This window comes from Pseudomonas sp. CFBP 5748 (genome assembly GCF_053850495.1).
The window spans coordinates 140,776-163,552 of sequence record NZ_JBSPTN010000011.1 but is presented as its reverse complement, the minus strand read 5'-3'; the positions used below and the strand labels follow the sequence as shown (position 1 = coordinate 163,552).

Here is a 22,777-nt window from a genome sequence, read left to right as displayed (position 1 = left end):
CGCGAACCCTCTTATTGTTCTGTCAGGGGGCGCACGCGCACGCCCTGTTCAAGCGACGCCAGCAACGCGGTGTCGTGGATGCCAAAACCGATCTGCGTGACCGCCATGGCCGCGATGGCCGTGGCGGTGCGCAGGGTCTGCTCCGGGGTATGAGCGCCGAGCAGGCCATGCAGCATGCCCGCTAGCAGCGAATCCCCAGCGCCCACGGTGCTGGCGACAGTGACCTTGGGCGGCGAGGCATGCAGGGCCGAACCGACGCTGAACCAGTTCACGCCGTCGGCGCCGTGGGAAATCACCACATGCTCGATGCCTTGGGCATGCAGGCGCTGTGCTGCTTGAGCCTGGGCCAATTCGCTCACCACCTCGCAGCCCAGCGCATCGGCCAGCTCTTCGGTGTTCGGCTTGATCAGCCAGGGGCCCGCCGCCAAGGCGACGCGCAAGGCTTCACCGCTGGTGTCGAGGGCCACCCTCAGGCCGAGTTCTTTCAAGCGCGTGATCAACGCCTGCAACCATTGCGGGCTGACGCCGCGGGGCAAGCTGCCCGCCACCACGACGACGTCGTGCCCAGGGGCGATCTGTTCCAGGCGTTGCAGCAACGCTTGCTGCGCGGCTTCGTCGACCACCGGTCCCGGGCCGTTGAGGTCAGTGATGCGTCCGTCCTGCTCGGCCAGCTTGATGTTGCTGCGGGTTTCCCCGGGCACGCGGATAAAAGCGTCGACAAAGCCACGCTGGGTGAACAGCGCCTCGAACAGCTGGGCGTTGTCCTCACCCAGAAAGCCACTGACCGTCAGCGTATGGCCGAGGTCGGCCAGCACCTGCGCCACGTTCACGCCCTTGCCGGCGGCGTGGGCGTGCATGGCCTCGCTGCGGTTGACCTGGCCCGGTTCCAGGCGCGCCAACTCCACCGTGAGGTCGAGCGCCGGGTTGAGGGTCAGGGTAAGAATCTTCGCCATTACAGCGCCTCCACTAATGCGCGCACGTCATCGGCGCTGCCCACGGCCAAGGCCTCTTGGGCCAGGTTTTGTACCTGCGCAAGGCTCAACTCGCGGACCCGCGCCTTGACTTCGGCAATGCTGCGCGCCGAAACGCTCAACTCGTCTACCCCCAAGCCCACCAGCACCGGCACCGCCAGCGGATCAGCCGCCAGTTCGCCGCACACGCCGACCCACTTGCCATGGGCATGGGCGGCACGCACGGTGATGTCGATCAGTTGTAGTACGGCCGGGTGCAAGCCATCGGCCTGGGCCGAAAGAGTCGGGTGGCCACGGTCGATCGCCAGGGTGTATTGCGTCAAGTCGTTGGTGCCGACGCTGAAAAAGTCGACTTCCTTGGCCAGCACCGGCGCCAGCAAGGCGGCGGACGGTATTTCAATCATGATCCCCAGTTGCAGGTCCGCCACGGGGATTTCCAGGCGCAGGCGCTCGGTCATGGCCCGGGCCTGGCGCCACTCATCGACGCTGCCGACCATCGGGAACATGATTCGCAATGGACGGTTGTCCGCCGAGCGCAACAAGGCGCGCAATTGCGCTTCCATGACCTGCGGACGTTGCAGCGTCAGGCGAATGCCACGCACACCTAAGAACGGGTTTTCTTCTTTCGCGATCGGCCAGTACGGCAGCGGTTTGTCGCCGCCCACGTCCAGGGTACGTACCACCAGCGGCCGACCGGCCAAGCCATCGAGCACCTTGCGATATTCAGCTTCCTGGGTCGCTTCGTCCGGCGCCTGGTTGTGGGCCATGAAAATCAGTTCGGTACGCAACAAACCAATGCCTTCGGCGCCCTGCTCCACCGCGCTGGCGACGCCGGCGCTCTCGCCGATGTTGGCAAACACTTCCACGGCGTGGCCGTCACGGGTCAGCGCCGGTTCATGGCGCTGCTCGGCGGCGACCTTGAGGCGCTGCTCACGGGTGTCGCGCTCTTCAGCGGCCCGTTGCAGAGTGGCAGCGTCCGGGTCGACGTGCAGGCGACCGCGCTGGCCGTCCAGTAGCAAGGACGTGCCCGGCGCCAGCAGCAACACGGCCGCACCGGCGCCCACCAGCGCCGGAATGCCCAAGGCCCGGGCGACGATGGCGCTGTGGGCGGTGGCGCCGCCCCGTGCGGTCAGGATGCCTGCCACCCGGGTCGGGTCCAGGCGGGCCACGTCGGACGGACCGACCTCGTCCATCACCAGGATGTAGGGTTGATCGGGCTCACTCAGGGTTTCGACGCCACACAGCTGCGCCAGCACCCGACGGCCGACATCCCGCAGGTCGGCGGCACGTTCGGCGAGCAGGGCATCCTGCAAGGCTTCCTGTTCTTTCGCGGCGCCTTCGATCACGCCCATCCATGCCGCTTGCGCACTTTCGCCCAGCTTCAAACGGGTGTCGACTTCGTCAGTCAGCTCCGGGTCGTCGAGCATTTCCTGGTGGGTAATGAAGATTTCGCGAATGGCCTTGGCCTTGGCGCGTTCGACCAGGCCTTGGATATCGCGGCGCACCTGGTTCAAGGCGTTTTGCAGGCGCTCGCGTTCGATGGCCGCCGACTCGCCACGCAACGGATAGTCGATGGCTTGCAGCACCTGGATGTGGGCCGGGCCAATGGCAATGCCTGGTGCCGCGGCGACAGCCTGGATCAGGCTGCCGGATTCGGGGGCGAGCATGACGGTGGCGATTTCGGCCATCGCGGTTTCGCGCGGCGCGCTCGGTGGTGGCAGCGGTTCGACTTCTTCGCCAAGGCCTTCTTCGATGGCTGCCAGCAGTGCCGGCAAAGCATCGTTGGCAATGCTCGGTTCAGCGATGAACTCCAGCACCTGACCGCGACGGGCGCCCAGGCTCAGCAGCTTGCTCAGACTCTTGACCGACACGGCGTTGTCCTGGCCGTCGACGATGCGCACGCGGATCTCGCCTTCGAAGCTTTTCGCCAGTTGCGCGAGAATTTTCGCCGGCCGCGCATGCAAACCATGGGCGTTGGCCAGGCCGATGCGTGCGCTGGGCCAGTCGGCGGGTAGTTCACCGCCGAGCACTTCCAACACTTTGCGGCTGCTGGTGGCGCGGCCCAACTCGTGGCCACGGCCTTCGATCAGCAACGCGCAGAGCCGTTCCAGCAAGGCCTGGTGGGCCTCGCCGAGGCTGGCGAGGCAGAACAGCCCGCTCAACGGCTGGCCGAGGTAGCGGATCGGTTTGTCCGGAGTCACGAAGGCCAGGCCCGGGCGCTTGACGGTCTGTTCGCTGTGCAGCCACCACAGGCCATCGCCCAGGGGCAGCGCCTCGACTTGTTGCAGCACGCCGGCAAAGCCGTTACTTACGCAGTCAGCCTGACGCAGCAGCCGGGCGCCGCGCCACACCAACTCTTCGAAATCGTCAGCCGACACACCGAGGCCGATCATCTGCGCGTCCAGGGCCAGTTCCTGCGGCGCGCCTTGCAGCAGTTTCAACAAGGCTTCGGCGGAACTGGCACGACGCAGGGCCTCGCCCAGGTCAGTTTCACCGAGGGCGCGGGTCAGCAACTGCAGCAAGCGCAGGTGTTCGTCGGATTTGGCGGCGATGCCGATGGCCAGGTAAACCATCTGGCCATCACCCCAGTCCACGCCTTCGGGAAATTGCAGCAGACGCACGCCGGTCGAATGAACCAGGTCGCGGGTTTGCGGAGTACCGTGGGGAATGGCAATACCTTGGCCAAGAAAGGTCGAGCCCTGGGCTTCGCGGGCCTGCAAGCCGGCGAGGTAACCCTCAGCCACAAGGCCATCGGCCAGCAGTTTGTCAGCGAGCAGTTGCAGCGCAGCGTCTTTATCCACAGCCGTCTGAGCCATGGATATCTGCTCTAGAGTGAGCTCGAGCATGCTTTCTCCTTTTTGGCGTCCGGTTGGCGCCAGGTATTGTTTTGAATGAATCAGCTTAGCGTGACAGGACGGCTTTTGGCGGTATCGCGGCAGCACAGCCAAAAATCCTGCTAACCTTGAAAATACGCTTGCTGAAACGTTTAATCTAGAAAGATTGGCACGTTACTCGATAATCTCTCATCCTTGAAGTGCAACTTGTCGTAAGCGCTTGGACGGTGACCGTCATCTCGAATCGGGTAGGATGGCCCTTATTGTCGGGGCAAACTCGAAAAAATAAGGAAAACCGGGTTGAAACTCAGTGATATTGCCCAGCTGGCCGGTGTGTCCGTGACCACCGCCAGCTATGTCATCAATGGCAAGGCCGAACAGCAACGCATCAGCAGCGCCACCGTTGAACGGGTGCGGGCGGTGGTCGAAGAACATGGTTTCACGCCCAATCCCCAGGCCGCCGGGCTGCGCAGCCGGCACACCCGCACCTTGGGTTTCATCCTGCCAGACCTGGAAAACCCCAGTTATGCGCGCATCGCCAAGCTGCTGGAACAGGGCGCGCGGGCACGGGGTTATCAGTTGTTGATCGCCAGCTCCGACGACGCCCCGGACAGCGAGCGGCAACTGTTGCAGCTGTTCCGCGCCCGGCGCTGCGATGCGCTGATCGTTGCCAGTTGTTTGCCAACCGGGGACGACAGTTACCGCCAGTTGCAAGCCAAGGGCATTCCGATCATCGCCATCGACCGGGTGATGGAGCCCGCGCATTTCTGTTCGGTGATCAGCGACGACCGCCAGGCCAGCCTGCAACTGACCCGCAGCCTGCTGGAGACCCACCCTCGGCAAATCGCCTTGATCAGCGCCCGCCCCGAACTCAGTATCAGCCAGGAGCGGACCGCCGGCTTTAGCGAGGCCTTGGCCGGGTTCGAAGGCCAAGTGCTGATCGAACACGGAGAATCGTTCAGCCGTGAATGCGGCCGCCAGTTGATGGATGAAATGCTCGCGCGCCTGGGGCACCTGCCCGATGCGCTGATCACCACCTCCTATGTGCTGCTGCAAGGGGTGTTCGACGCCCTGCACGATTTCCCGCTGAAGTCGCGCCCGCTGCGCCTGGGCACATTTGGCGACACGCAGTTGCTGGATTTCCTGCCGTTGCCGGTCAACGCCATGTCCCAGCAGCATCAACTGATCGCCGACAAGGCTTTGGAGCTGGCGCTGGCAGCCATCGAAAACGATGACTACCAGCCTGGTGTGCAGGCCATCGCGCGGACGTTCAAGCAGCGCATTCATCAGGGCTGAGCATTCTTCAGGATTAACCCATGGAGCTGGTCGACACCCACACCCACCTGGACTTCCCGGACTTCGACGCGGATCGCCCGGCGCTGCTGGCCGCAAGCCGCGCCTTGGGCGTCCGGAAAATGGTGGTGCTGGGGGTGTATCGGGACAACTGGCAACGGGTCTGGGACCTGGTGCAAAGCGACCCCGACTTGCACGCCGCCCTGGGCCTGCATCCGGTCTACCTCGATCAGCATCGCGCCGAAGACCTGGTGCAATTGCGCGAGTGGCTGACCCGCCTGGCCGGGCATCGGCAGTTGTGTGCGGTGGGGGAAATCGGCCTGGATTACTACATCGAAACCCTCGATCGCGAGCGTCAGCAAGCGTTGTTCGAAGCGCAACTGCAACTGGCGGCGCAATTCGAACTGCCGGCGCTGATCCACGTGCGCCGCAGCCATGCCGCGGTGATCGCCACCCTCAAGCGCCTTGGCCTCAAGCGCGGAGGGATCATCCACGCCTTCGCCGGCAGTTTTGAGGAGGCCCGCGAGTACCTCAAGCTCGGCTTCAAGCTCGGCCTCGGAGGCGCCGCCACCTGGCCCCAGGCCCTGCGCATGCACCGGGTGCTGGCGAAACTGCCGCTGGAAGCGGTGGTGCTGGAAACCGACTCACCGGACATGGCCCCGGCGATGTTTCCCGGCGTGCGCAATAGCCCGGCACATTTGCCGGCGATTTGCGCGGCGCTGGCTGAAATCATGTCGATCAGCCCTGAGCAATTGGCCGAGGCCAGCACGGCCAACGCCCGCGAATTGTTCAACTGGTGACCCCTGTGGGAGCGGGCTTGCTCGCGAAGACGGTGTGTCAGCCAACGATGATATCAACTGATACGCCGCCTTCGCGAGCAAGCCCGCTCCCACACAGGACTTGCGACGAATCAGCCGGATTCACACCCGAAACGCATTGATCAACAGCTTGAGCTGCACCACCTGCGCGGACAACTCACGGCTGGCGTCTTCGGTCTGGTGCGCGCCTTCGGCGGTGCGTTCGCCGGCGCGGTTGATCTCGACGATGTTCTGGTCGATGTCATGGGCCACGGCCGTCTGCTGTTCCACGGCGGCGGCGATCTGCTGGTTCTGATCGACGATCATGCCGACGGCACCGAGAATATTTTCCAGGGCCTGCTGGACCTTCTCCGACTGACTGACCGTGCCGCTGGCCATCTCATGACTAGAGCCCATGGCCTTGACGGCTGCGCCCACACCGCCGTGCAGACGGCTGATCATCGCTTCGATTTCTTCGGTCGATTGCTGGGTCCGCTTGGCCAGGGTCCGTACTTCGTCGGCCACCACCGCAAAACCGCGCCCCTGCTCACCGGCCCGGGCCGCTTCGATGGCGGCGTTAAGGGCCAGCAAGTTGGTCTGCTCGGCGATGCTCTTGATCACGTCCAGCACGCGGCTGATGGCCTGGCTGTCGGTCGCCAGTTGATTGATCACCTGCACCGACTGATCGATCTCGCTGGCCAACCGGGCGATGCTGCCCTGCTGGGACTCCACCAGCCCACGCCCGCTGAGGGTTTCGTCGTTCACGCTGTGGGCGCTGCTCACTGCCGCAGCGGCACTGCGGGCCACTTCCTGGGCGGTGGCCGACATCTGGTTCATCGCCGTGGCCACCAGCTCGATCTGGCTGCGCTGCCCGGCGACGGCCAGGTTGCTGCGAGCCGATACTGTTTCCACTTGCCCGGCCTGGCGTTCGACTTCGGCGACGGTCCGACCGACCTGTTCGATCAGGTCATGGATCTTCGCCACCGTGCCGTTGAACACCTCGCCCAACTCACCCAGTTCATCCTTGCTGCGGGCCACAAAATTAACCGTCATGTCCCCCGCCGCCACCTTGTCCATCATCTGGCCCAAGTGCTGGAGGGTGGTACGGGTCGACGCATAGAAGCCGGCGTACAGATAAAAAATCAGCAGGAACACCGCCGCCAGTGCCACCGCTTGCAGCACCATGTGACTGCGATTCTGCTCAAGGCGCTGCTGCAACTGGACACCGAGAAACCCCTGGGTCGCTTCGTTCAGCCGGTAAGTCTGCTCCATCAGGCCGCTGACCTGCTCATAAAACGCCGGCCATGGCGCATCGAGAGTGTCGGCCATCACCACCTGCTCTTCGATCAGCTCACTGGCCTTCTTGAGGCTGTTCTTACTGCCATTGGCCTGGTCGGCCAGGGCTTGCGCGGCCGCCTGGCTGGAACCCAGGGCATCTTGCAGTTTCAGTTCATATTCACCCTGGAGCTTGTCGATCTGCGCCAGCAACTCGTCGAACCGGGTACTCGACGCCGAATTGAGAAATCCCAACCCCAATGAAGAAGCCCCCAACGCACGGCCTTCACCGAGGATCTGGGTGACCTTGGGGGTGATGCCGATGATCAGTTCACTGAGCTGACGGATGTCGCTCTGGTTGTCACGGCTCAGGCCCGCCTGGCTGGCGATGATCTGGCTGAACATCTGCGCACTGTTGAGCAACTTGCCGATCGACGCGCTTTTGCTTTGCAGGGAGCTTTCGGCCTGCTGGGCCTTGAACGCGACAATCATTTCGTCGCGCTTGGCATCGAAAGCGCTGACCTGCTCAGGCTCGACCGCCATGGCCGCCATCCCTTGCAGGCGCGCAAGCACTTGCTGCTCGAGGGCACCGATCTTCGCTTCGACGTCACCGGCCTTGCCGGACTGCCCCAGACTGGCGTTGATTTGCACCAGGTTATTCAGGGTTTCCAAGTCCCGGCGCAGAGTCAGGCTGCTGCCCAGCAGGTCGAGGCTTTGCAGCTCCACTTGGGTACCTTGGAACTCCCGATAGGAATCACGCACCAGAAAGAAATTGGTCACCAGCATCGGCAGCAGAAACAGCACGCTGATCAGGCTGAACTTCATGCCGAAGCTCAGGCGGTTCATCAGCGCGACGGCGGGCCAGAGCAAACTCTTCACTAGGAAGTCTCCCGATAGGTTTTTTATTTTTATAGGCAGGCGCACAGAGACAGCAGAAAGCCACTATTCGGGCGCTGTTCCTGTATAGCTTAAATCGGCGGGGAGATTTGTAACTTAAGGTTAACGGCAGATGTTTGGTGGGCAGGCACTGTGGCGAGGGAGCTTGCTCCCGCTGAGGTGCGAAGCACCTCCCTAAAGGCGGCGGTTGCTGCGCAACCGAGCGGGAGCAAGCTCCCTCGCCACAACAAGCTCACTCAATAAATAAGTGTGATTTCGCCGAGATCAGGCCAGCACCGTCCACAACGCAAACCCAGCATACCAGAGCACCGCCGAACGCAGCAGCAACTCCCAGAGCCGATCCAGGCTGTTGATGCCATCCGGCCCGGCCACGGGCGCGGGAATCTCGCCGGCCACCAGGCCGACCTTGTCGATGAGAGCGGCGGCGCTGATGTTCCAGTTCAACAACTCATGCAGCATGACTCGGCTGACCGCCACGAAGTTGCCCACCAGGGCGAAGCTCGCCGCCAGCAGCCGCACCGGCACCCAGTCGAAGGCATGGCGCATCTGCGCGGCCCGCTCGGCCACGCCGGCGTTCTGGCTGTGCTCGGCGGCCAGGGCCAGCAGGCGATAGCTCAGGGCCGCGACCGGGCCCAGCAGGAAGTACCAGAAAATCACCGCGAAAAAGCTCTGGTAGGCCTGCCACAACAAATGGCCCTGGACCCGCTCCAACAACCGCTCGCCATCATCGGCCTCAATGTCCAGATCACGCTTGGCCACGTGGGCCGCCGCTTGCAGGTCTTCGCGCCGCCAGGCATCGCGAAACGGCCCCAGGTCCGCCAGCAGATCACCGCGCCCCAGGCTGTAAATCACCACCAACAGGTGCACCGGCAGCGCCAGCAGGCCATAGGCCACCGGATCCAACACCCACAACAGCAACGCCAGCAGTGCCACCGGCAGCAAAACCATCACCACCAGCACCAGCCAGGGCCGGTTAACCCAACGAGGGCTGGCTTCAAGCTTGTTCAGTTCGAGCAACCAACCACCGTCCCGCTGGATCCGCTGGCGTAAGGCCGAGAATTTCTCGATCCAGACCGCCAGCAGCAACACCAGAAAACTCATTGTCCTTCCCCTTCTGTCAGGGCTGCGCGATAGCGCGCCCAGTCGAATGCTGGTCCCGGATCGGTCTTGCGCCCAGGGGCAATATCACTGTGCCCACAGATACGCTGCACCGTGATCGCCCTGAACGCCACCTGCAACTGCCCGGTCAAGTCCACCAATACGGCATATTGTGCGTCGGTGAAAGGCAGATCATCGGTGCCTTCAAGCTCGATGCCTATGGAAAAATCGTTACACGTCTCCCGCCCCTCGAAGCACGAGACGCCCGCATGCCACGCACGATCCAGACAGGAGACAAACTGGGTGACGGCGCCGTCACGCTCGATCAGAAAGTGCGCAGACACGCGCAGGTCGGCAATACCGGCAAAGTAGGGATGTTCCGTGACATCCAGACGATTCTGGAAAAATTCCTGCACCTTGCCCGTCGCGAATTGTGCCGGCGGCAGGCTGATGTTGTGGATCACCAGCAGGGAAATCTCGCCCTCGGGGCGAGCATTGAAGTTGGGCGATGGGCAATGACGCACGCCATCGCACCAGCCGCTCGCGGGGTCCAGCTGCATACAGGTTCCTTTGATAACGACAGTGAATGCCGTCAGTATGCCGCGATCGGGCCAGATCGCGCGATCACTTGGCGCGATTGAGCTGACGCAGATTGCCCAGCACCGACTCCAGCGCCCGGTCGAACAGCAGGGTATCGTCCAACAGGCGCACCGCGCCCCGGCGAAACTCCAGGGCCAGGCTGGTGCGGCTGTGCTCCTGCACTTTCAGGCCGGTGCGGTTGACGAAGATGTACTTGCCGGTAGCCCCGATGATCGCCGCCAATTTGCAACGCAGGCTATTGTCATCGTCCTCCTGGAACTCCACCCAGCTTCCCAAGCGCAATTGGTCGACCTGCATCAGGCCCACATCATCGGCTGGCAAGCGTACCTCTGCGTTGTCCGCCGGCGTTTGGTGAGCGGGACGCAGGACAATTTTCTCCTGCACCTGGACCATGACCGGAGAGTTGAACGACTGGGCCTGCTCCGTCGCCTGCCCCGTACGCTCAAGAGCCTGCACGTGCAGAACCTCCAGCTCACTGAAGAATTCGCTGGTGGCAAACGGGTCGAACGCCGAACGGTTCAGGCCTTCGCGCAGAGCCTTGAGCAGCTCCGGCACAATCGCCAGCAACTGCAGGCCAGCGTCGGGCTCATCGTGAGGCTGGACGCTCCAGATCAGTTGTTCCAGGGTCGATACGTCGGCCAGCCATTCGGCTGAATACTTGCCATGCTTGAAACAGGTCAGCAACAACACCTGGCTCCAGGCCTGTTGCACGAACTCCACCACCGCTTGCGGCAACACTTTACCCAGCATGACCTGGTTCAGCGCCCCTTCGACTCGGTGGCGCGCCAGTTCAGCCTTGGCCCGCCCCTCTTCAGCGTCACGAATGCGCTGCTCAAGCAGTTCACTGCGGCGCCGCTCGTCGCTGGTGAAGGCCAGGAAGTCGGCCAGCAGTTCGGAGAAAATCGCCGGGTCATCGACGAAGTCATTCAATAAGCGCTGCACCACCTGCTCGATGCGCAGGTACAGGCTGTCGCGTTGATGATCATCACAAGCGCCCCAGCCCATGGCGGCGGCGGCAATTTCATTGAGCAGGCGCCGGGCCGGATGGTTGCCGCGACTGAAGAAGCTCTTGTCCTGCACCGCGACTTTGAGCATCGGGATTTGCAGGCGGCCGATCAGGGCCTTGAGGGAGTCCGGCAGGTTATGGTCGTCGAGGATGAATTCGAACATCATCGAGATCAGGTTGATCACGTCTTCATCGGCGCCTTCGACCACCCGGGACTTGCCGCTCCTGACGCTGACCCGCGTCAACAGTTGTTCGAGCTGGCTACGCAGATCGAATTCGTCCTGAAGGGTCGGCGCCGGAACGTACTGCTGCAAATGAGAGAGCAATCGCAGCAGGTCTTGGGTCGAGATCGGCTGGGGCGCAGCGCTGGCCTCCAGTGTCGGCGCCACACTGCCACGGACCTGGCGCAGCAGCTTCTGCAACGCAGAGAACACCTCCTCCACGCTGTCATCGACCTGCGCCGCCTTGGGTTTAGCCACGTTGTCGACGGTGGGCCGAGGGCTATCGTCAAGACGATCCGAAGCACGACGGGACGGCGAGGCCTTGAGGTCCGGCAACACACCGGTGGCGGCCAGCAACTGATTGGCCTCGGCGTAGAGCTGGTCGCACTCGCTGAGCACATAGCGCTCGAACAGTTTGAGCAGGATCAGCTTGACCTTGATTCCCACCCCCAGGTTGCGCCCGGCCTGTAGAAAATTTTCACACAGCAGCGCGGGGCTCAGGGGATTCTGCTGATTGGCCAACGGCCGGTCCAAAAGCACGCTGAGGCGGGCTGTCAGTTGATCGAGCGACACACCCTCACGACCGAGTACCCGCGTGACCATGGTCTCGACCGCCACATGGCGCTCCAGGTCATCGTGAGTCGGCTGCGCCAGGGGGCCAGGGGCCAGGACGGGGGCCAAGGAGGCTTGAGCCAGGTCGTATTGTGCAAGGCCGACAAACGCCTCGAAAAACTGCTCGATAAACCCGCGTTCCATACTTTTGCGTTTCAGGCGCAGGTCACGCATGGCTTCGAAGAACAGGTTCTGCTCGACATCATTGCGCGCCCGGTCAGCCATCTCGAACAGCGTGTCGTCGGCGTTATCGAACAGCCCCTGCAAGCCAAAGCGCAACTGCTGCGCAGCCTTGTCGCGAACCTGTAGCAGAATCACAGGCAGGCGGGCGAGCGGCGAATGATTCGCCTGATCAGTAGAAACCTTGTGCAAAGGCACTACATTCCCAGTCCCGTCGTTGTGCATCCAAGCCTCCTGAAACGGCATTCTTCGGCACGAGACGTCAAAGCTATGACGTCAATCGAAAGGCGGATTATCTGGTAAAAGAACCCCGTCGTACCAGCAGACTCTGTGACCCAGCTCGAAATACAACGCAATAAGTGACCGGAGAAATGGGAAAACGTTGCGCGGATGCGACCAAATGCAGGTTCGATATGCTCGGCAGGCCACTGGCCCTATAATCGGGCCACTTTGTTTGTGGAGCCCGTTATGCCGAATCTACGTCTCGCCGATCTGACCGCCGAAATCGAAGCCAACGTGCGCCGTGCGTTGCTCGAAGACATCGGCAGCGGCGACATCACCGCGCAACTGATCCCCGCCGAACGCCTGGCCAAGGCCACCATCATTACCCGCGAAGCCGCGATCATCAGCGGCACCGCCTGGGTCGATGCCGTGTTCCGGCAACTGGACCCGCGCGTCGCAGTGCATTGGCAAGTGCGCGACGGCGACCGGGTGAGTCCCGATCAGGCGCTGTTCCACCTCGAAGGTCCGGCCCGCTCGCTACTGACCGGTGAACGCAGCGCGCTGAACTTCCTGCAAATGCTCTCGGGCGTCGCCACCCGCGCCCGTTACCTGGCCGATTTCGTCGCCGACACCCAGGTCAAGCTGCTGGACACCCGCAAGACCCTGCCCGGGCTGCGCCTGGCCCAGAAGTATGCCGTCACCTGCGGCGGCTGCCATAACCATCGCATCGGCCTGTACGATGCCTTCCTGATCAAGGAAAACCACATCGCCGCCTGCGGTGGCATCGCCCAGGCCATTACCGCCGCCCACAAGATCGCGCCGGGCAAGCCGGTGGAAGTCGAGGTGGAAAGCCTGGCGGAATTGAAAGAAGCACTGGCGGCCAATGCCGACATCATCATGCTCGACGAACTGAGCCTGGACGACATGCGTGAAGCCGTGCGCCTCAATGGCGGCAAGGCGAAGCTGGAGGCCAGCGGCGGGATCAACGAAAGCACGTTGCGCCCGATTGCCGAGACCGGGGTGGACTACATCTCGATCGGGGCGATGACCAAGGATGTGAAAGCGGTGGATCTGTCGATGCGGTTGAGCCTCTGACAACAAAAAACGCCAGCCTCAAAAAGGCTGGCGTTTTTCTCAGACCACCAGATTATTCATCTCGCAGTACTCATCCCATTCCACACCCAACACCTCGGCCGCTTCCTTGTGCAACGCAAGGCGCTGCACCTCGAATTCTTCAGGCGTGCTGGTGTACTTGAGCGTCAACTCCCAAGGCTGCAGCCCCTGGGCTTCGGCCTCATCCTCGAACGCCCACTGGATCTGATCTTTTTGATCGTCGGCGGACAAGTCCTTGATCTCTTCCAGCAACTGGGGCGCATCCAGAACGTACTTCTTCAGTGCTTCTTCGTGCCTGGCTTCCTGGGTCAATTCTTTAACAGTCATGGCGTTCTCGTTGATCTGGGGAATGGAAGATGGATCTGGATCATCAAGGATCTCTCTGACGCAAAAAACCGTGTGAAGCCCGGTTTATCTGGCCTTCAGAACCATTCGGGGATCATCTGAAAACTGCTGGGCGATGCTCATGCAGCGACGAATATAGGATGTTTTGCCAATGATTTACACGGCTCTTTACATCTATTCCACAAAACAAGTTGCACAAGACGCAGGAGGTGCAGGGAACATATGTCAAAACGTCCAGTCATAGCCATGTGCCACATCGGCACTTCACAAGGAACCCAGTGATGCGCAGTTTTTCCAAGCTTTCGTCTACCCGCTTTGCTACCGCAACCTTGCTGCTCGGCAGCCTGACCTTGGCCGGCCTTGCTCAAGCGGCTGTTGAAGTCTCCTCCGCTGGGCCGTCTTACGACGACGCCATTCCTGCCCTTCAACATGACCAATTTGATAAGTACAAACTCGTCAAGACCAACGTCAGCGCCAGCGCCTTGGAAAACCTGCCAAAAACCGTGAAGAACAATACTGACGAACTGGAAAACCAGAAGCGCGCCCTTAGCGAACAGGCCCGTCAGATCGAAGAACTCAAACGCAACAGTGGGTCCAGCTCCACCTCCAGCAGCAAGGAAATTGACGAGCTCAAGCGCACGATCAAGGAACAGGAACGCGACCTGAACGACCTTGGCAAGCAAGTGGAAGATCTAAAGCGCAATAGCGGCTCCAGCTCGAGCTCGAACAACAGCGAAATCTCATCCCTGAAACGGGAGCTCAGTGATCAGGATCGCGAGATGGACCAGCTCAAACGCACCGTCGAGGAGCTGAGCAGGAAGGTGAAATAACAAGGAGAATGGTGCCCGAGACAGGAATCGAACCTGCGACCTTCGCGTTACGAGTGCGCTGCTCTACCGGCTGAGCTACACGGGCGGTGGCTAAAACTAGCACCGTCCCCCGTGGCCAGGCAACCTGCGACACAGGGATTTTCACCACACAGCAAAACGCCCCGAACCAGTCGGGGCGTTTGCTTGTTCAGCGGCTAAGCGAGGGGTTGATTAAACGCCCGATGCCTTGGCTGCTGCCACGTCTTTGATGGACAGCTTGATACGACCGCGGTTGTCCACGTCCAGTACCAGCACTTCCACTTCCTGGCCTTCTTTGAGGATGTCGGTCACTTTCTCGACGCGAGCATCGCTCAGCATGGAGATGTGGACCAGACCGTCCTTGCCCGGCAGGATGTTGACGAAGGCACCGAAGTCGACGATGCGCTCAACCTTGCCGACGTAGATCTTGCCGATCTCGGCTTCGGCAGTGATACCCAGAACGCGCTGGCGTGCTGCTTCTGCCGCTTCCTTGGTTTCGCCGAAGATCTTGATCGAACCGTCGTCTTCGATGTCGATCGAAGCCTTGGTTTCTTCACAGATCGCACGGATGGTCGCGCCGCCTTTACCGATGACATCACGGATTTTGTCGGTGTCGATTTTCATCGCGATCATGGTCGGAGCGTTTTCCGACAGTTCGGTACGGGACTGACCAATGATCTGGTTCATCTGACCGAGGATGTTCAGGCGCGCTTCCAGGGCTTGGCCCAGGGCGATTTCCATGATCTCTTCGGTGATGCCCTTGATCTTGATGTCCATCTGCAGTGCGGTGACGCCCTTGGCGGTACCGGCCACTTTGAAGTCCATGTCGCCCAGGTGGTCTTCGTCACCCAGGATGTCGGTCAGGACGGCGAATTTCTCGCCTTCCTTCACCAGACCCATGGCGATACCGGCAACCGGCGCCTTCATTGGCACACCGGCGTCCATCAGGGCCAGGGAAGCACCGCAGACCGAAGCCATCGAGCTCGAACCGTTGGACTCGGTGATTTCCGAGACTACGCGAATGGTGTACGGGAACACGTCAGCGGCAGGCAGCATGGCCTGGACCGAACGACGGGCCAGACGGCCGTGACCGATTTCGCGGCGACCGGCGCCACCCATGCGACCACACTCGCCCACCGAGAACGGAGGGAAGTTGTAGTGCAGCATGAACGGGTCTTTCTTTTCGCCTTCCAGGGTGTCCAGCAGTTGCGCGTCACGGGCGGTGCCCAGCGTGGCAACGACCAGGGCCTGGGTTTCGCCACGGGTGAACAGTGCCGAACCGTGGGTCTTTGGCAGAACACCAACTTCGATGTTCAGCGGACGTACGGTGCGGGTGTCGCGACCATCGATACGTGGCTTGCCGTTGACGATGTTTTCGCGAACGGTGCGGTATTCGATTTCACCGAAAGCAGCTTTGACTTCAGCGGAAGACGGCTGGCCTTCTTCGCCGGACAGCTTGGCAACGACCTGGTCTTTCAGCTCGCCCAGACGCGCATAGCGGTCAGCCTTGACGGTGATGGTGTAGGCCTGGGAGATCGCTTCGCCGAACTCGGCACGGATAGCGCCCAGCAGTTCGGTGGCTTCGGCTTGCGGAGCCCAGGTCCAGGTTGGCTTGGCGGCTTCGGCGGCCAGTTCCTTGACGGCGTTGATCACCACCTGGAACTCGTCGTGGGCGAACAGTACGGCGCCCAGCATCTGGTCTTCGGTCAGCTCTTTGGCTTCGGATTCAACCATCAGCACGGCTTCGGAAGTACCGGCCACGACCATGTCCAGGCTCGAAGCTTTCAGTTGCTCGTAGGTTGGGTTCAGCAGGTAGCCGGTGCTTTCGTGGAACGCCACGCGGGCAGCGCCGATCGGGCCATCGAAAGGAATGCCGGAGATGGCCAGGGCAGCCGAGGTACCGATCATCGCAGCGATGTCCGGATCGGTTTTCTTGCTGGTGGAAACGACGGTGCAGACAACCTGCACTTCGTTCATGAAGCCTTCTGGGAACAGCGGACGGATCGGACGGTCGATCAGTCGGGAAGTCAGGGTTTCTTTCTCGGAAGGACGGCCTTCGCGCTTGAAGAAACCGCCAGGGATCTTACCGGCAGCGTAAGTCTTTTCCTGGTAGTGAACAGACAGAGGGAAAAAGCCCTTGCCTGGATCGGCTTGCTTGGCACCAACAACGGTCACCAATACGCTGACGTCGTCGTCAACGGTGACCAGCACTGCGCCGGAGGCCTGACGGGCGATACGGCCAGTCTCGAGGGTAACGGTCGACTGACCGAATTGGAATTTTTTGATTACCGGGTTCACGGTGTCCTACCTTCTTTGTGGCTCTTGGGGAACTTGTCTTCTTGCGAAATTCTTGGGCAATGACGGGAATCGGCCCGACGCCTGTCCAGGGTAAAACGTGTATCCAGATAAAACTTGAGGCTGGGAGCCTGCCATGCGCCAGCGGGAAACCCACTGACGTACGACAGACAACCAACCTCTAGCGCAATCGCTGATTAGCGACGCAGACCCAGGCGAGCGATCAGAGCGCTGTAACGGCTCACGTCCTTGCCTTTCAGGTAGTCCAGCAGCTTACGACGCTGGTTTACCATGCGGATCAGACCACGACGGGAGTGGTGATCTTTACCGTTGGCCTTGAAGTGACCTTGCAGTTTGTTGATGTTGTGGGTCAGCAGTGCAACTTGCACTTCTGGCGAACCAGTGTCACCAACAGCTTGCTGGTAGTCAGCTACGATTTGAGCTTTTTCTTGAACGTCGAGAGCCATGAGGCAATCCTTTTAGTCAGGAAACTGTTTCAAAGAAACAGCTTCAACAGGCCAGGGACAAATCCCTGTATCTATAAATGAGTAGTGACCGTGCCTGTTAACAGCCACACTCGCCAGCCCGCTGTTACACAGGCTGGTTCCGGTCATTCCGACCGAATCAGTCGACGCGGCGCAATGCGCCCGTCTTCGCTCACTTCACCGATACCGATGAAGCGACCATTTTGATCCTGCACCCGAACCATGCCGAACTTCGGCGCATCCGGGGCACGTACCGGCTGGCCGTTGAGCCAGTAGAACGCACTGTGTTCCGAGAACTGCAACAGCGGCCAGTCCAGCAACCCGCTGTCCGATGGCATCAGGAAACGGTCGACCGCTTCGTTGCCGCCTTCGGCATGTACCGCTTCGAGCTCTTCCAGCGTGACCGTCTGGGCCAGCGTGAAAGGTCCGGCCTGGGTCCGTCGCAATTCTGCCACGTACGCACCACAGCCGAGCTGCTCGCCGATATCCTCCACCAGGGTACGGATATAGGTGCCTTTGCTGCAATCCACGGCAAGCCGCGCAGTATTACCGTCAAAGGCCAGCAATTCCAAGCGCGCAATAGTAACAGAACGCGGTTCGCGCTCCACTATTTCGCCTGCACGGGCCAGCTTGTACAACGGCTGGCCATCACGCTTGAGGGCCGAGTACATTGGCGGTATCTGACTGATTTGCCCGCGAAATCCTGGCAGCACAGCTTCGATATCAGCCTGACCAACGGTCACCGGACGCTCCAGTAGAACCTCACCTTCGGCGTCCGCCGTGGTGGTGGTCTTGCCCAGTTGCGCCAGGGTTTCATAACCCTTGTCGGAATCGAGCAGGTACTGGGAGAACTTGGTCGCTTCGCCGAAGCACAGCGGTAATACACCGGTGGCCAACGGATCGAGGCTACCGGTGTGCCCGGCCTTTTCAGCATTGAGCAGCCAGCGAACCTTCTGCAACGCCGCGTTGGACGTGAAGCCCAGAGGCTTGTCGAGCAGGATGATGCCGCTGACGTTACGACGGATACGTTTGACCTGAGCCACCGATTACTCCTTGGTGTCTTCGGGTTCAGCCGCAACCGGGTGCTGGCTATCTTCAGCCACGGCACGTTCGATCAACGCCGACAGGTGCGCACCTCGCACGACGCTTTCGTCGTAGTGGAAATGCAATTGTGGAACGCTGCGCAACTTCATCTCGCGGGCCAACTGCATACGCAGGAAGCCGGCTGCCGAGTTGAGCACCTTGATGCTTTGGGCAATTTCCTCGGCGCTGTCCTGCCCCATCACCGTGATGAAAATCTTGGCATGACCGACGTCACGGCTAACTTCCACAGCGGTAATGGTGACCAGACCGACGCGCGGGTCTTTGACTTCGCGACGGATCAGTTGAGCCAGCTCACGCTGCATCTGATCGCCGATTCGTTGGGTACGGCTATATTCTTTTGCCATGTCTTGTTACCTGTTACTGCCCCACGGTCAAACCCGTGAGGTCTGAAAGCGGCAAACGCCCGGCCTGACAAAAGCCAGACCGGGCGTTGCGTTTAGAGTCCGACAGCCAGGCAGCGCATGTTCATGCTGCTGCCCGGTGCGGCTCTTGAAGTGCGCGAGTCAGAGGCTGCGAGCAACCTGGACCTTCTCGAAGACTTCGATCTTGTCGCCGACCTTGACGTCGTTGTAGCTCTTGACGCCAATACCGCATTCCATGCCGGCACGCACTTCGGAAGCGTCATCCTTGAAGCGGCGCAGGGATTCCAGCTCGCCTTCGAAGATAACGATGTCTTCACGCAGTACACGGATCGGACGGTTACGGTGAACGACACCTTCGATCACCATGCAACCGGCGATCGCGCCGAACTTCGGCGAACGGAACACGTCACGCACTTCCGCGGTACCCAGGATGTTCTCGCGAACATCGCTGCCCAGCATACCGGTCAGGGCTTTCTTGACGTCTTCGATGATGTCGTAGATCACGTTGTAGTAACGCATATCCAGGCCTTCCTGCTCGACGATCTTGCGAGCGCCAGCATCGGCACGCACGTTGAAGCCAAACAGTACAGCGTTGGAAGCCAGTGCCAGGTTGGCGTCGGATTCAGTGATACCACCGACACCGCCACCGACCACACGCACTTGTACTTCGTCGTTACCCAGGCCGTTCAAGGCGCCGTTCAACGCTTCGAGCGATCCACGGACGTCGGATTTGAGGACGATGTTGAGCGTCTTCTTCTCTTCCTGACCCATGTTCTCGAAGATGTTTTCCAGCTTGCCGGCGTGAGCACGAGCCAGTTTGACTTCGCGGAACTTGCCTTGACGGAACAGAGCCACTTCACGGGCTTTCTTCTCGTCAGCCACAACGCTCATCTCGTCGCCAGCGTCCGGTGTGCCGTCCAGGCCGAGGATCTCGACTGGAATGGCCGGACCGGCTTCCTTGATAGGCTTGCCGTTCTCGTCGAGCATGGCACGTACGCGGCCGTAGTTCGAACCGACCAGTACCATGTCGCCTTGGCGCAAGGTACCGTCTTGAACCAGGACGGTCGCCACCGGGCCACGGCCCTTGTCGAGGCGCGATTCTACAACCACACCACGACCTGGAGCCGAAGGCGTAGCGGTCAGTTCCAGAACCTCGGCTTGCAGCAGAACGGCTTCAAGCAGTTCGTCGACGCCGGTACCCATCTTCGCCGAGACTGGTACGAATGGAGTGTCGCCACCCCACTCTTCGGAAGTCACGCCGTGAACCGACAGTTCGCTACGGATGCGATCGAGATCAGCGCCCGGCTTGTCGATCTTGTTCACCGCAACCACCAGTGGCACGCCAGCAGCCTTGGCATGCTGAACGGCTTCGATGGTTTGTGGCATCACGCCGTCGTCCGCCGCAACCACCAGGATCACGATGTCGGTCGCCTTGGCACCACGGGCACGCATTGCGGTAAACGCGGCGTGACCAGGGGTATCGAGGAACGTCACCATGCCGCGGTCGGTTTCAACGTGGTAGGCGCCGATGTGCTGGGTAATACCGCCAGCCTCACCTGCCGCAACCTTCGCACGACGGATGTAGTCGAGCAGGGAAGTCTTACCGTGGTCAACGTGGCCCATTACGGTCACGACCGGCGCACGGGAAACCGCCTCACCTTCAAACTTCAGGGACTCAGCCAGGGAATCTTCCAGGGCGGTGTCGCTGACCAGGGTCACTTTGTGGCCCAGCTCTTCGGCAACCAGTTGAGCAGTTTCCTGATCCAGTACCTGGTTGATGGTGGCCGGCGTGCCCAGCTTGAACATGAACTTGATGATTTCAGCAGCCTTGACCGACATCTGCTGGGCCAGATCACCCACAGTGATGGTCTCGCCGATCTTCACTTCACGCACGACAGGGCCGGTCGGGCTCTGGAAACCGTGGGCGTTGCGCTTCTTCAGCTTGGCTTTGCCGCGACCGCCGCGACGGAAGCCATCGCTTTCTTCGTCAGTGGTACGTGGCGCAACACGTGGTGCCGGCGCCTTTTCCTTGACCGAAGCACGATGAGGAGCGTTTTTGCGCTCGCCATCGCCACTGCCACGACGGTTGTCGTCAGCACGTGGCTTGTCGGGACGACGCTGTTCGTCGCGTTTGCGAGCATCAACCGCAGGTACCGGAGCAGGTGCCACCACCGGCGCGCTTTCGCGCACAGGCTCGGCGACCGCAGCAGGCGCCGCAACGGCTTCGACCGCAGCGGTTTGCGCAGCAGCAGGCTGGCGACGCGCTTCTTCTTCGGCGCGACGCTTGGCTTCTTCTTCAGCCTTCTGACGTGCAGCATTTTCTACTGCGCGACGTTCTTCCTGTTCGCGTTTGCGCTCGGCTTCGATTTCTTCCGGGCTGCGCTGTACGAAGACTTTCTTCTTGCGTACTTCAACGCTGATGCTTTTACTACCGGCAACACGCAGGGTGCTGGTGGTTTTACGCTGCAGAGTAATCTTGCGTGGTTCTTCCACTTTCGCCTTGTGACTGCTCTTCAAGTGAGTCAGCAGGGACTGCTTCTCACTGTCGGTCACATGTTCCTCGGCGGCGGTGTGCGGCAGACCTGCCTCACGCATCTGCTGCAACAGGCGCTCTACCGGTGTTTTGACCTCATCGGCCAGTTGTTTCACCGTGACTTGCGTCATGCACTTCTCTCCTCAGGCCGCGCCTAATTACTCGAACCAGTGGGCTCGGGCGGCCATGATCAACTTGCCGGCACGATCATCGTCAATGCCGTCGATGTCGAGCAGATCGTCAATAGACTGCTCGGCCAGGTCTTCGCGGGTAATTACGCCGCGCACCGCCAGTTCCATCGCCAAATCCTTGTCCATGCCCTCAAGCGAGAGCAGGTCTTCGGCCGGATGGGCGTCTGCCAGCTTTTCCTCAGTAGCGATAGCTTTGGTCAACAAACGATCCTTGGCCCGAGCGCGAAGCTCGTTGACGATCTCCTCGTCAAAGCCGTCGATGTTGAGCATTTCTTCCACCGGTACGTAGGCAATCTCTTCCAGGCTGGTAAAGCCTTCATCCACCAGCACCTGTGCCAGCTCTTCGTCGACTTCCAACTCGTCGATGAAGTTGCGCAGGATGTCGCCGGTTTCAGCTTGCTGCTTAGCCTGGATGTCCGATTCGGTCATCACGTTCAGGGTCCAGCCGGTCAACTGGCTAGCCAGACGCACGTTCTGACCACCGCGACCGATGGCCTGAGCGAGATTGTCTGCGCCAACGGCGATGTCCATGGCATGGGCATCTTCGTCGACGATAATTGCCGCCACTTCAGCAGGCGACATGGCGTTGATCACGAACTGAGCCGGGTTGTCGTCCCACAGGACGATGTCCACGCGCTCGCCGCCCAACTCGCCGGATACGGCCTGGACACGCGAACCACGCATGCCGATGCAGGCGCCTTGCGGGTCGATACGCTTGTCCTTGGAGCGGACCGCGATCTTGGCACGCGAACCCGGATCACGGGAGGCGGCCATTACTTCGATCAGGCCTTCAGCAATTTCCGGCACTTCGATGCGGAACAACTCGATCAGCATTTCCGGCGCAGTACGCGACAGGATCAGCTGCGGGCCGCGGTTCTCGGTGCGGATTTCCTTGAGCAGCGCACGCAGGCGCACGCCAACCCGGAAAGTTTCGCGAGAAATGATGTCTTCACGGGCCAGCAACGCTTCGGCGTTGTTGCCCAGGTCAACGATCACGTTGTCACGGGTAACCTTTTTCACGGTGCCGGAGATGATTTCCCCCAGGCGCTCGCGATAGGCGTCGACGACTTGTGCACGTTCGGCTTCGCGAACTTTCTGCACAATGACCTGCTTGGCAGTCTGTGCAGCGATGCGACCGAACTCGATGGACTCGATCTTTTCTTCGACTACATCACCTACCTTGGCGCCAGGATGCGTTTCTGCAACCTTGCTCGGCCAGGTTTCGATAGCCGGATCGTCCAGGTCGGCTTCCTCGACTACCGTCCAGCGACGGAAAGTCTCATAGGCACCGGTGTGGCGATTGATTTCCACACGCAAATCAACTTCGTCTTCAAACCGCTTTTTAGTGGCAGTGGCCAGAGCCAACTCCAGCGCTTCAAAAATAACGTTAGCCGGTACGCCCTTTTCATTGGATACCGACTCAACAACCAGCAGTACTTCTTTGCTCATCGTACGCCTCGCCTTTCGCAAGCCATTGGATCCGCGGGATCCGCAG

General features: G+C 60.8%; 17 protein-coding genes and 1 tRNA gene. 4 read left to right on the top strand and 14 right to left on the bottom strand.

Annotated elements, in window-relative coordinates:
• Positions 1–11: 11 nt before the first annotated feature.
• On the bottom strand, positions 12–953 hold the full coding sequence (pfkB, locus tag ACWNZ1_RS23070) for a 1-phosphofructokinase (RefSeq protein WP_135843658.1): 942 nt from the start codon (positions 951–953) through the stop codon (positions 12–14).
• Positions 953–3,817, bottom strand: coding sequence for a phosphoenolpyruvate--protein phosphotransferase (gene ptsP, locus ACWNZ1_RS23065; protein WP_280944684.1), 2,865 nt, complete (start codon positions 3,815–3,817; stop codon positions 953–955). The genes pfkB and ptsP overlap by 1 nt, the downstream gene beginning before the upstream one ends.
• A 288-nt stretch (positions 3,818–4,105) precedes the next feature.
• On the opposite strand from ptsP, the gene cra reads away from it, so the two are divergent.
• The gene (cra, locus tag ACWNZ1_RS23060; RefSeq protein ID WP_135843656.1) at positions 4,106–5,101 is read left to right on the top strand and encodes a catabolite repressor/activator; all 996 of its coding nucleotides are present in this window, start codon (positions 4,106–4,108) and stop codon (positions 5,099–5,101) included.
• Between the two features lie 20 nt (positions 5,102–5,121).
• Positions 5,122–5,898 carry a TatD family hydrolase gene (locus ACWNZ1_RS23055; RefSeq protein WP_256454257.1) on the top strand — a complete coding sequence of 259 codons (777 nt, stop codon included), beginning with the start codon at positions 5,122–5,124 and terminating at the stop codon, positions 5,896–5,898.
• A 120-nt stretch (positions 5,899–6,018) separates the two neighbouring features.
• Here the strand turns inward: ACWNZ1_RS23055 and ACWNZ1_RS23050 are convergent, their stop codons facing one another.
• From ACWNZ1_RS23050 to ACWNZ1_RS23035, 4 genes are all read right to left on the bottom strand, one after another.
• The gene (locus tag ACWNZ1_RS23050) at positions 6,019–6,723 is read right to left on the bottom strand and encodes a methyl-accepting chemotaxis protein (protein WP_406550204.1); all 705 of its coding nucleotides are present in this window, start codon (positions 6,721–6,723) and stop codon (positions 6,019–6,021) included.
• Between the two features lie 1,608 nt (positions 6,724–8,331).
• Positions 8,332–9,168: a regulatory signaling modulator protein AmpE gene (gene ampE / locus ACWNZ1_RS23045; protein WP_135843653.1), complete on the bottom strand. Its 837-nt coding sequence runs from the start codon at positions 9,166–9,168 to the stop codon at positions 8,332–8,334.
• Positions 9,165–9,725 carry a 1,6-anhydro-N-acetylmuramyl-L-alanine amidase AmpD gene (gene ampD, locus ACWNZ1_RS23040; RefSeq protein ID WP_135843652.1) on the bottom strand — a complete coding sequence of 187 codons (561 nt, stop codon included), beginning with the start codon at positions 9,723–9,725 and terminating at the stop codon, positions 9,165–9,167. The genes ampE and ampD overlap by 4 nt, the downstream gene beginning before the upstream one ends.
• A gap of 64 nt (positions 9,726–9,789) precedes the next feature.
• A complete protein-coding gene (locus tag ACWNZ1_RS23035) occupies positions 9,790–12,009 on the bottom strand; it encodes a DUF1631 domain-containing protein (protein WP_256454254.1) in 2,220 nt (739 codons plus the stop codon).
• A 243-nt stretch (positions 12,010–12,252) separates the two neighbouring features.
• Here ACWNZ1_RS23035 and nadC point away from each other — a divergent pair, with 243 nt between their 5' ends.
• Complete coding sequence (gene nadC, locus ACWNZ1_RS23030; RefSeq protein WP_135843650.1) at positions 12,253–13,101, top strand: carboxylating nicotinate-nucleotide diphosphorylase; 849 nt, start codon at positions 12,253–12,255, stop codon at positions 13,099–13,101.
• 39 nt (positions 13,102–13,140) lie between these two features.
• On the opposite strand, the gene ACWNZ1_RS23025 is transcribed toward nadC, so the two are convergent.
• Positions 13,141–13,446, bottom strand: coding sequence for a DUF6388 family protein (locus tag ACWNZ1_RS23025; protein ID WP_060739213.1), 306 nt, complete (start codon positions 13,444–13,446; stop codon positions 13,141–13,143).
• A 299-nt stretch (positions 13,447–13,745) separates the two neighbouring features.
• On the opposite strand from ACWNZ1_RS23025, the gene ACWNZ1_RS23020 reads away from it, so the two are divergent.
• Entirely contained in the window at positions 13,746–14,294 is a 549-nt protein-coding gene (locus tag ACWNZ1_RS23020) for a hypothetical protein (RefSeq protein WP_135843649.1), read from the top strand.
• Between the two features lie 9 nt (positions 14,295–14,303).
• On the opposite strand, the gene ACWNZ1_RS23015 is transcribed toward ACWNZ1_RS23020, so the two are convergent.
• The 7 genes from ACWNZ1_RS23015 to nusA all read right to left on the bottom strand — a co-directional run bounded on the left by ACWNZ1_RS23015 (position 14,304) and on the right by nusA (position 22,731).
• A tRNA-Thr gene (locus ACWNZ1_RS23015) sits at positions 14,304–14,379 on the bottom strand.
• A gap of 125 nt (positions 14,380–14,504) precedes the next feature.
• Entirely contained in the window at positions 14,505–16,610 is a 2,106-nt protein-coding gene (pnp, locus tag ACWNZ1_RS23010) for a polyribonucleotide nucleotidyltransferase (RefSeq protein ID WP_060739215.1), read from the bottom strand.
• 194 nt (positions 16,611–16,804) lie between these two features.
• Positions 16,805–17,074: a 30S ribosomal protein S15 gene (gene rpsO / locus ACWNZ1_RS23005; RefSeq protein WP_003197723.1), complete on the bottom strand. Its 270-nt coding sequence runs from the start codon at positions 17,072–17,074 to the stop codon at positions 16,805–16,807.
• 143 nt (positions 17,075–17,217) lie between these two features.
• The gene (truB, locus tag ACWNZ1_RS23000; protein WP_256454253.1) at positions 17,218–18,135 is read right to left on the bottom strand and encodes a tRNA pseudouridine(55) synthase TruB; all 918 of its coding nucleotides are present in this window, start codon (positions 18,133–18,135) and stop codon (positions 17,218–17,220) included.
• 3 nt (positions 18,136–18,138) lie between these two features.
• A complete protein-coding gene (gene rbfA / locus ACWNZ1_RS22995; RefSeq protein WP_003177871.1) occupies positions 18,139–18,540 on the bottom strand; it encodes a 30S ribosome-binding factor RbfA in 402 nt (133 codons plus the stop codon).
• 159 nt (positions 18,541–18,699) lie between these two features.
• Positions 18,700–21,222 (bottom strand): translation initiation factor IF-2, encoded by a 2,523-nt coding sequence (infB, locus tag ACWNZ1_RS22990; protein ID WP_135843648.1) that lies wholly within the window; start codon positions 21,220–21,222, stop codon positions 18,700–18,702.
• A 27-nt stretch (positions 21,223–21,249) separates the two neighbouring features.
• On the bottom strand, positions 21,250–22,731 hold the full coding sequence (gene nusA / locus ACWNZ1_RS22985; RefSeq protein WP_003197716.1) for a transcription termination factor NusA: 1,482 nt from the start codon (positions 22,729–22,731) through the stop codon (positions 21,250–21,252).
• Positions 22,732–22,777 lie beyond the last annotated feature (46 nt).

Coding starts and splice junctions, on each gene's coding strand:
- ACWNZ1_RS23035 (WP_256454254.1), bottom strand. CDS start 12,009: ATGCACAACGACGGGACTGGGAATGTAGTGCCTTTGCACAAGGTTTCT.
- ACWNZ1_RS23055 (WP_256454257.1), top strand. CDS start 5,122: ATGGAGCTGGTCGACACCCACACCCACCTGGACTTCCCGGACTTCGAC.
- rbfA (WP_003177871.1), bottom strand. CDS start 18,540: ATGGCAAAAGAATATAGCCGTACCCAACGAATCGGCGATCAGATGCAG.
- ptsP (WP_280944684.1), bottom strand. CDS start 3,817: ATGCTCGAGCTCACTCTAGAGCAGATATCCATGGCTCAGACGGCTGTG.
- ACWNZ1_RS23020 (WP_135843649.1), top strand. CDS start 13,746: ATGCGCAGTTTTTCCAAGCTTTCGTCTACCCGCTTTGCTACCGCAACC.
- ampD (WP_135843652.1), bottom strand. CDS start 9,725: ATGCAGCTGGACCCCGCGAGCGGCTGGTGCGATGGCGTGCGTCATTGC.
- infB (WP_135843648.1), bottom strand. CDS start 21,222: ATGACGCAAGTCACGGTGAAACAACTGGCCGATGAGGTCAAAACACCG.
- nadC (WP_135843650.1), top strand. CDS start 12,253: ATGCCGAATCTACGTCTCGCCGATCTGACCGCCGAAATCGAAGCCAAC.
- pfkB (WP_135843658.1), bottom strand. CDS start 953: ATGGCGAAGATTCTTACCCTGACCCTCAACCCGGCGCTCGACCTCACG.
- rpsO (WP_003197723.1), bottom strand. CDS start 17,074: ATGGCTCTCGACGTTCAAGAAAAAGCTCAAATCGTAGCTGACTACCAG.
- ampE (WP_135843653.1), bottom strand. CDS start 9,168: ATGAGTTTTCTGGTGTTGCTGCTGGCGGTCTGGATCGAGAAATTCTCG.
- ACWNZ1_RS23050 (WP_406550204.1), bottom strand. CDS start 6,723: ATGTCGGCCACCGCCCAGGAAGTGGCCCGCAGTGCCGCTGCGGCAGTG.
- ACWNZ1_RS23025 (WP_060739213.1), bottom strand. CDS start 13,446: ATGACTGTTAAAGAATTGACCCAGGAAGCCAGGCACGAAGAAGCACTG.
- nusA (WP_003197716.1), bottom strand. CDS start 22,731: ATGAGCAAAGAAGTACTGCTGGTTGTTGAGTCGGTATCCAATGAAAAG.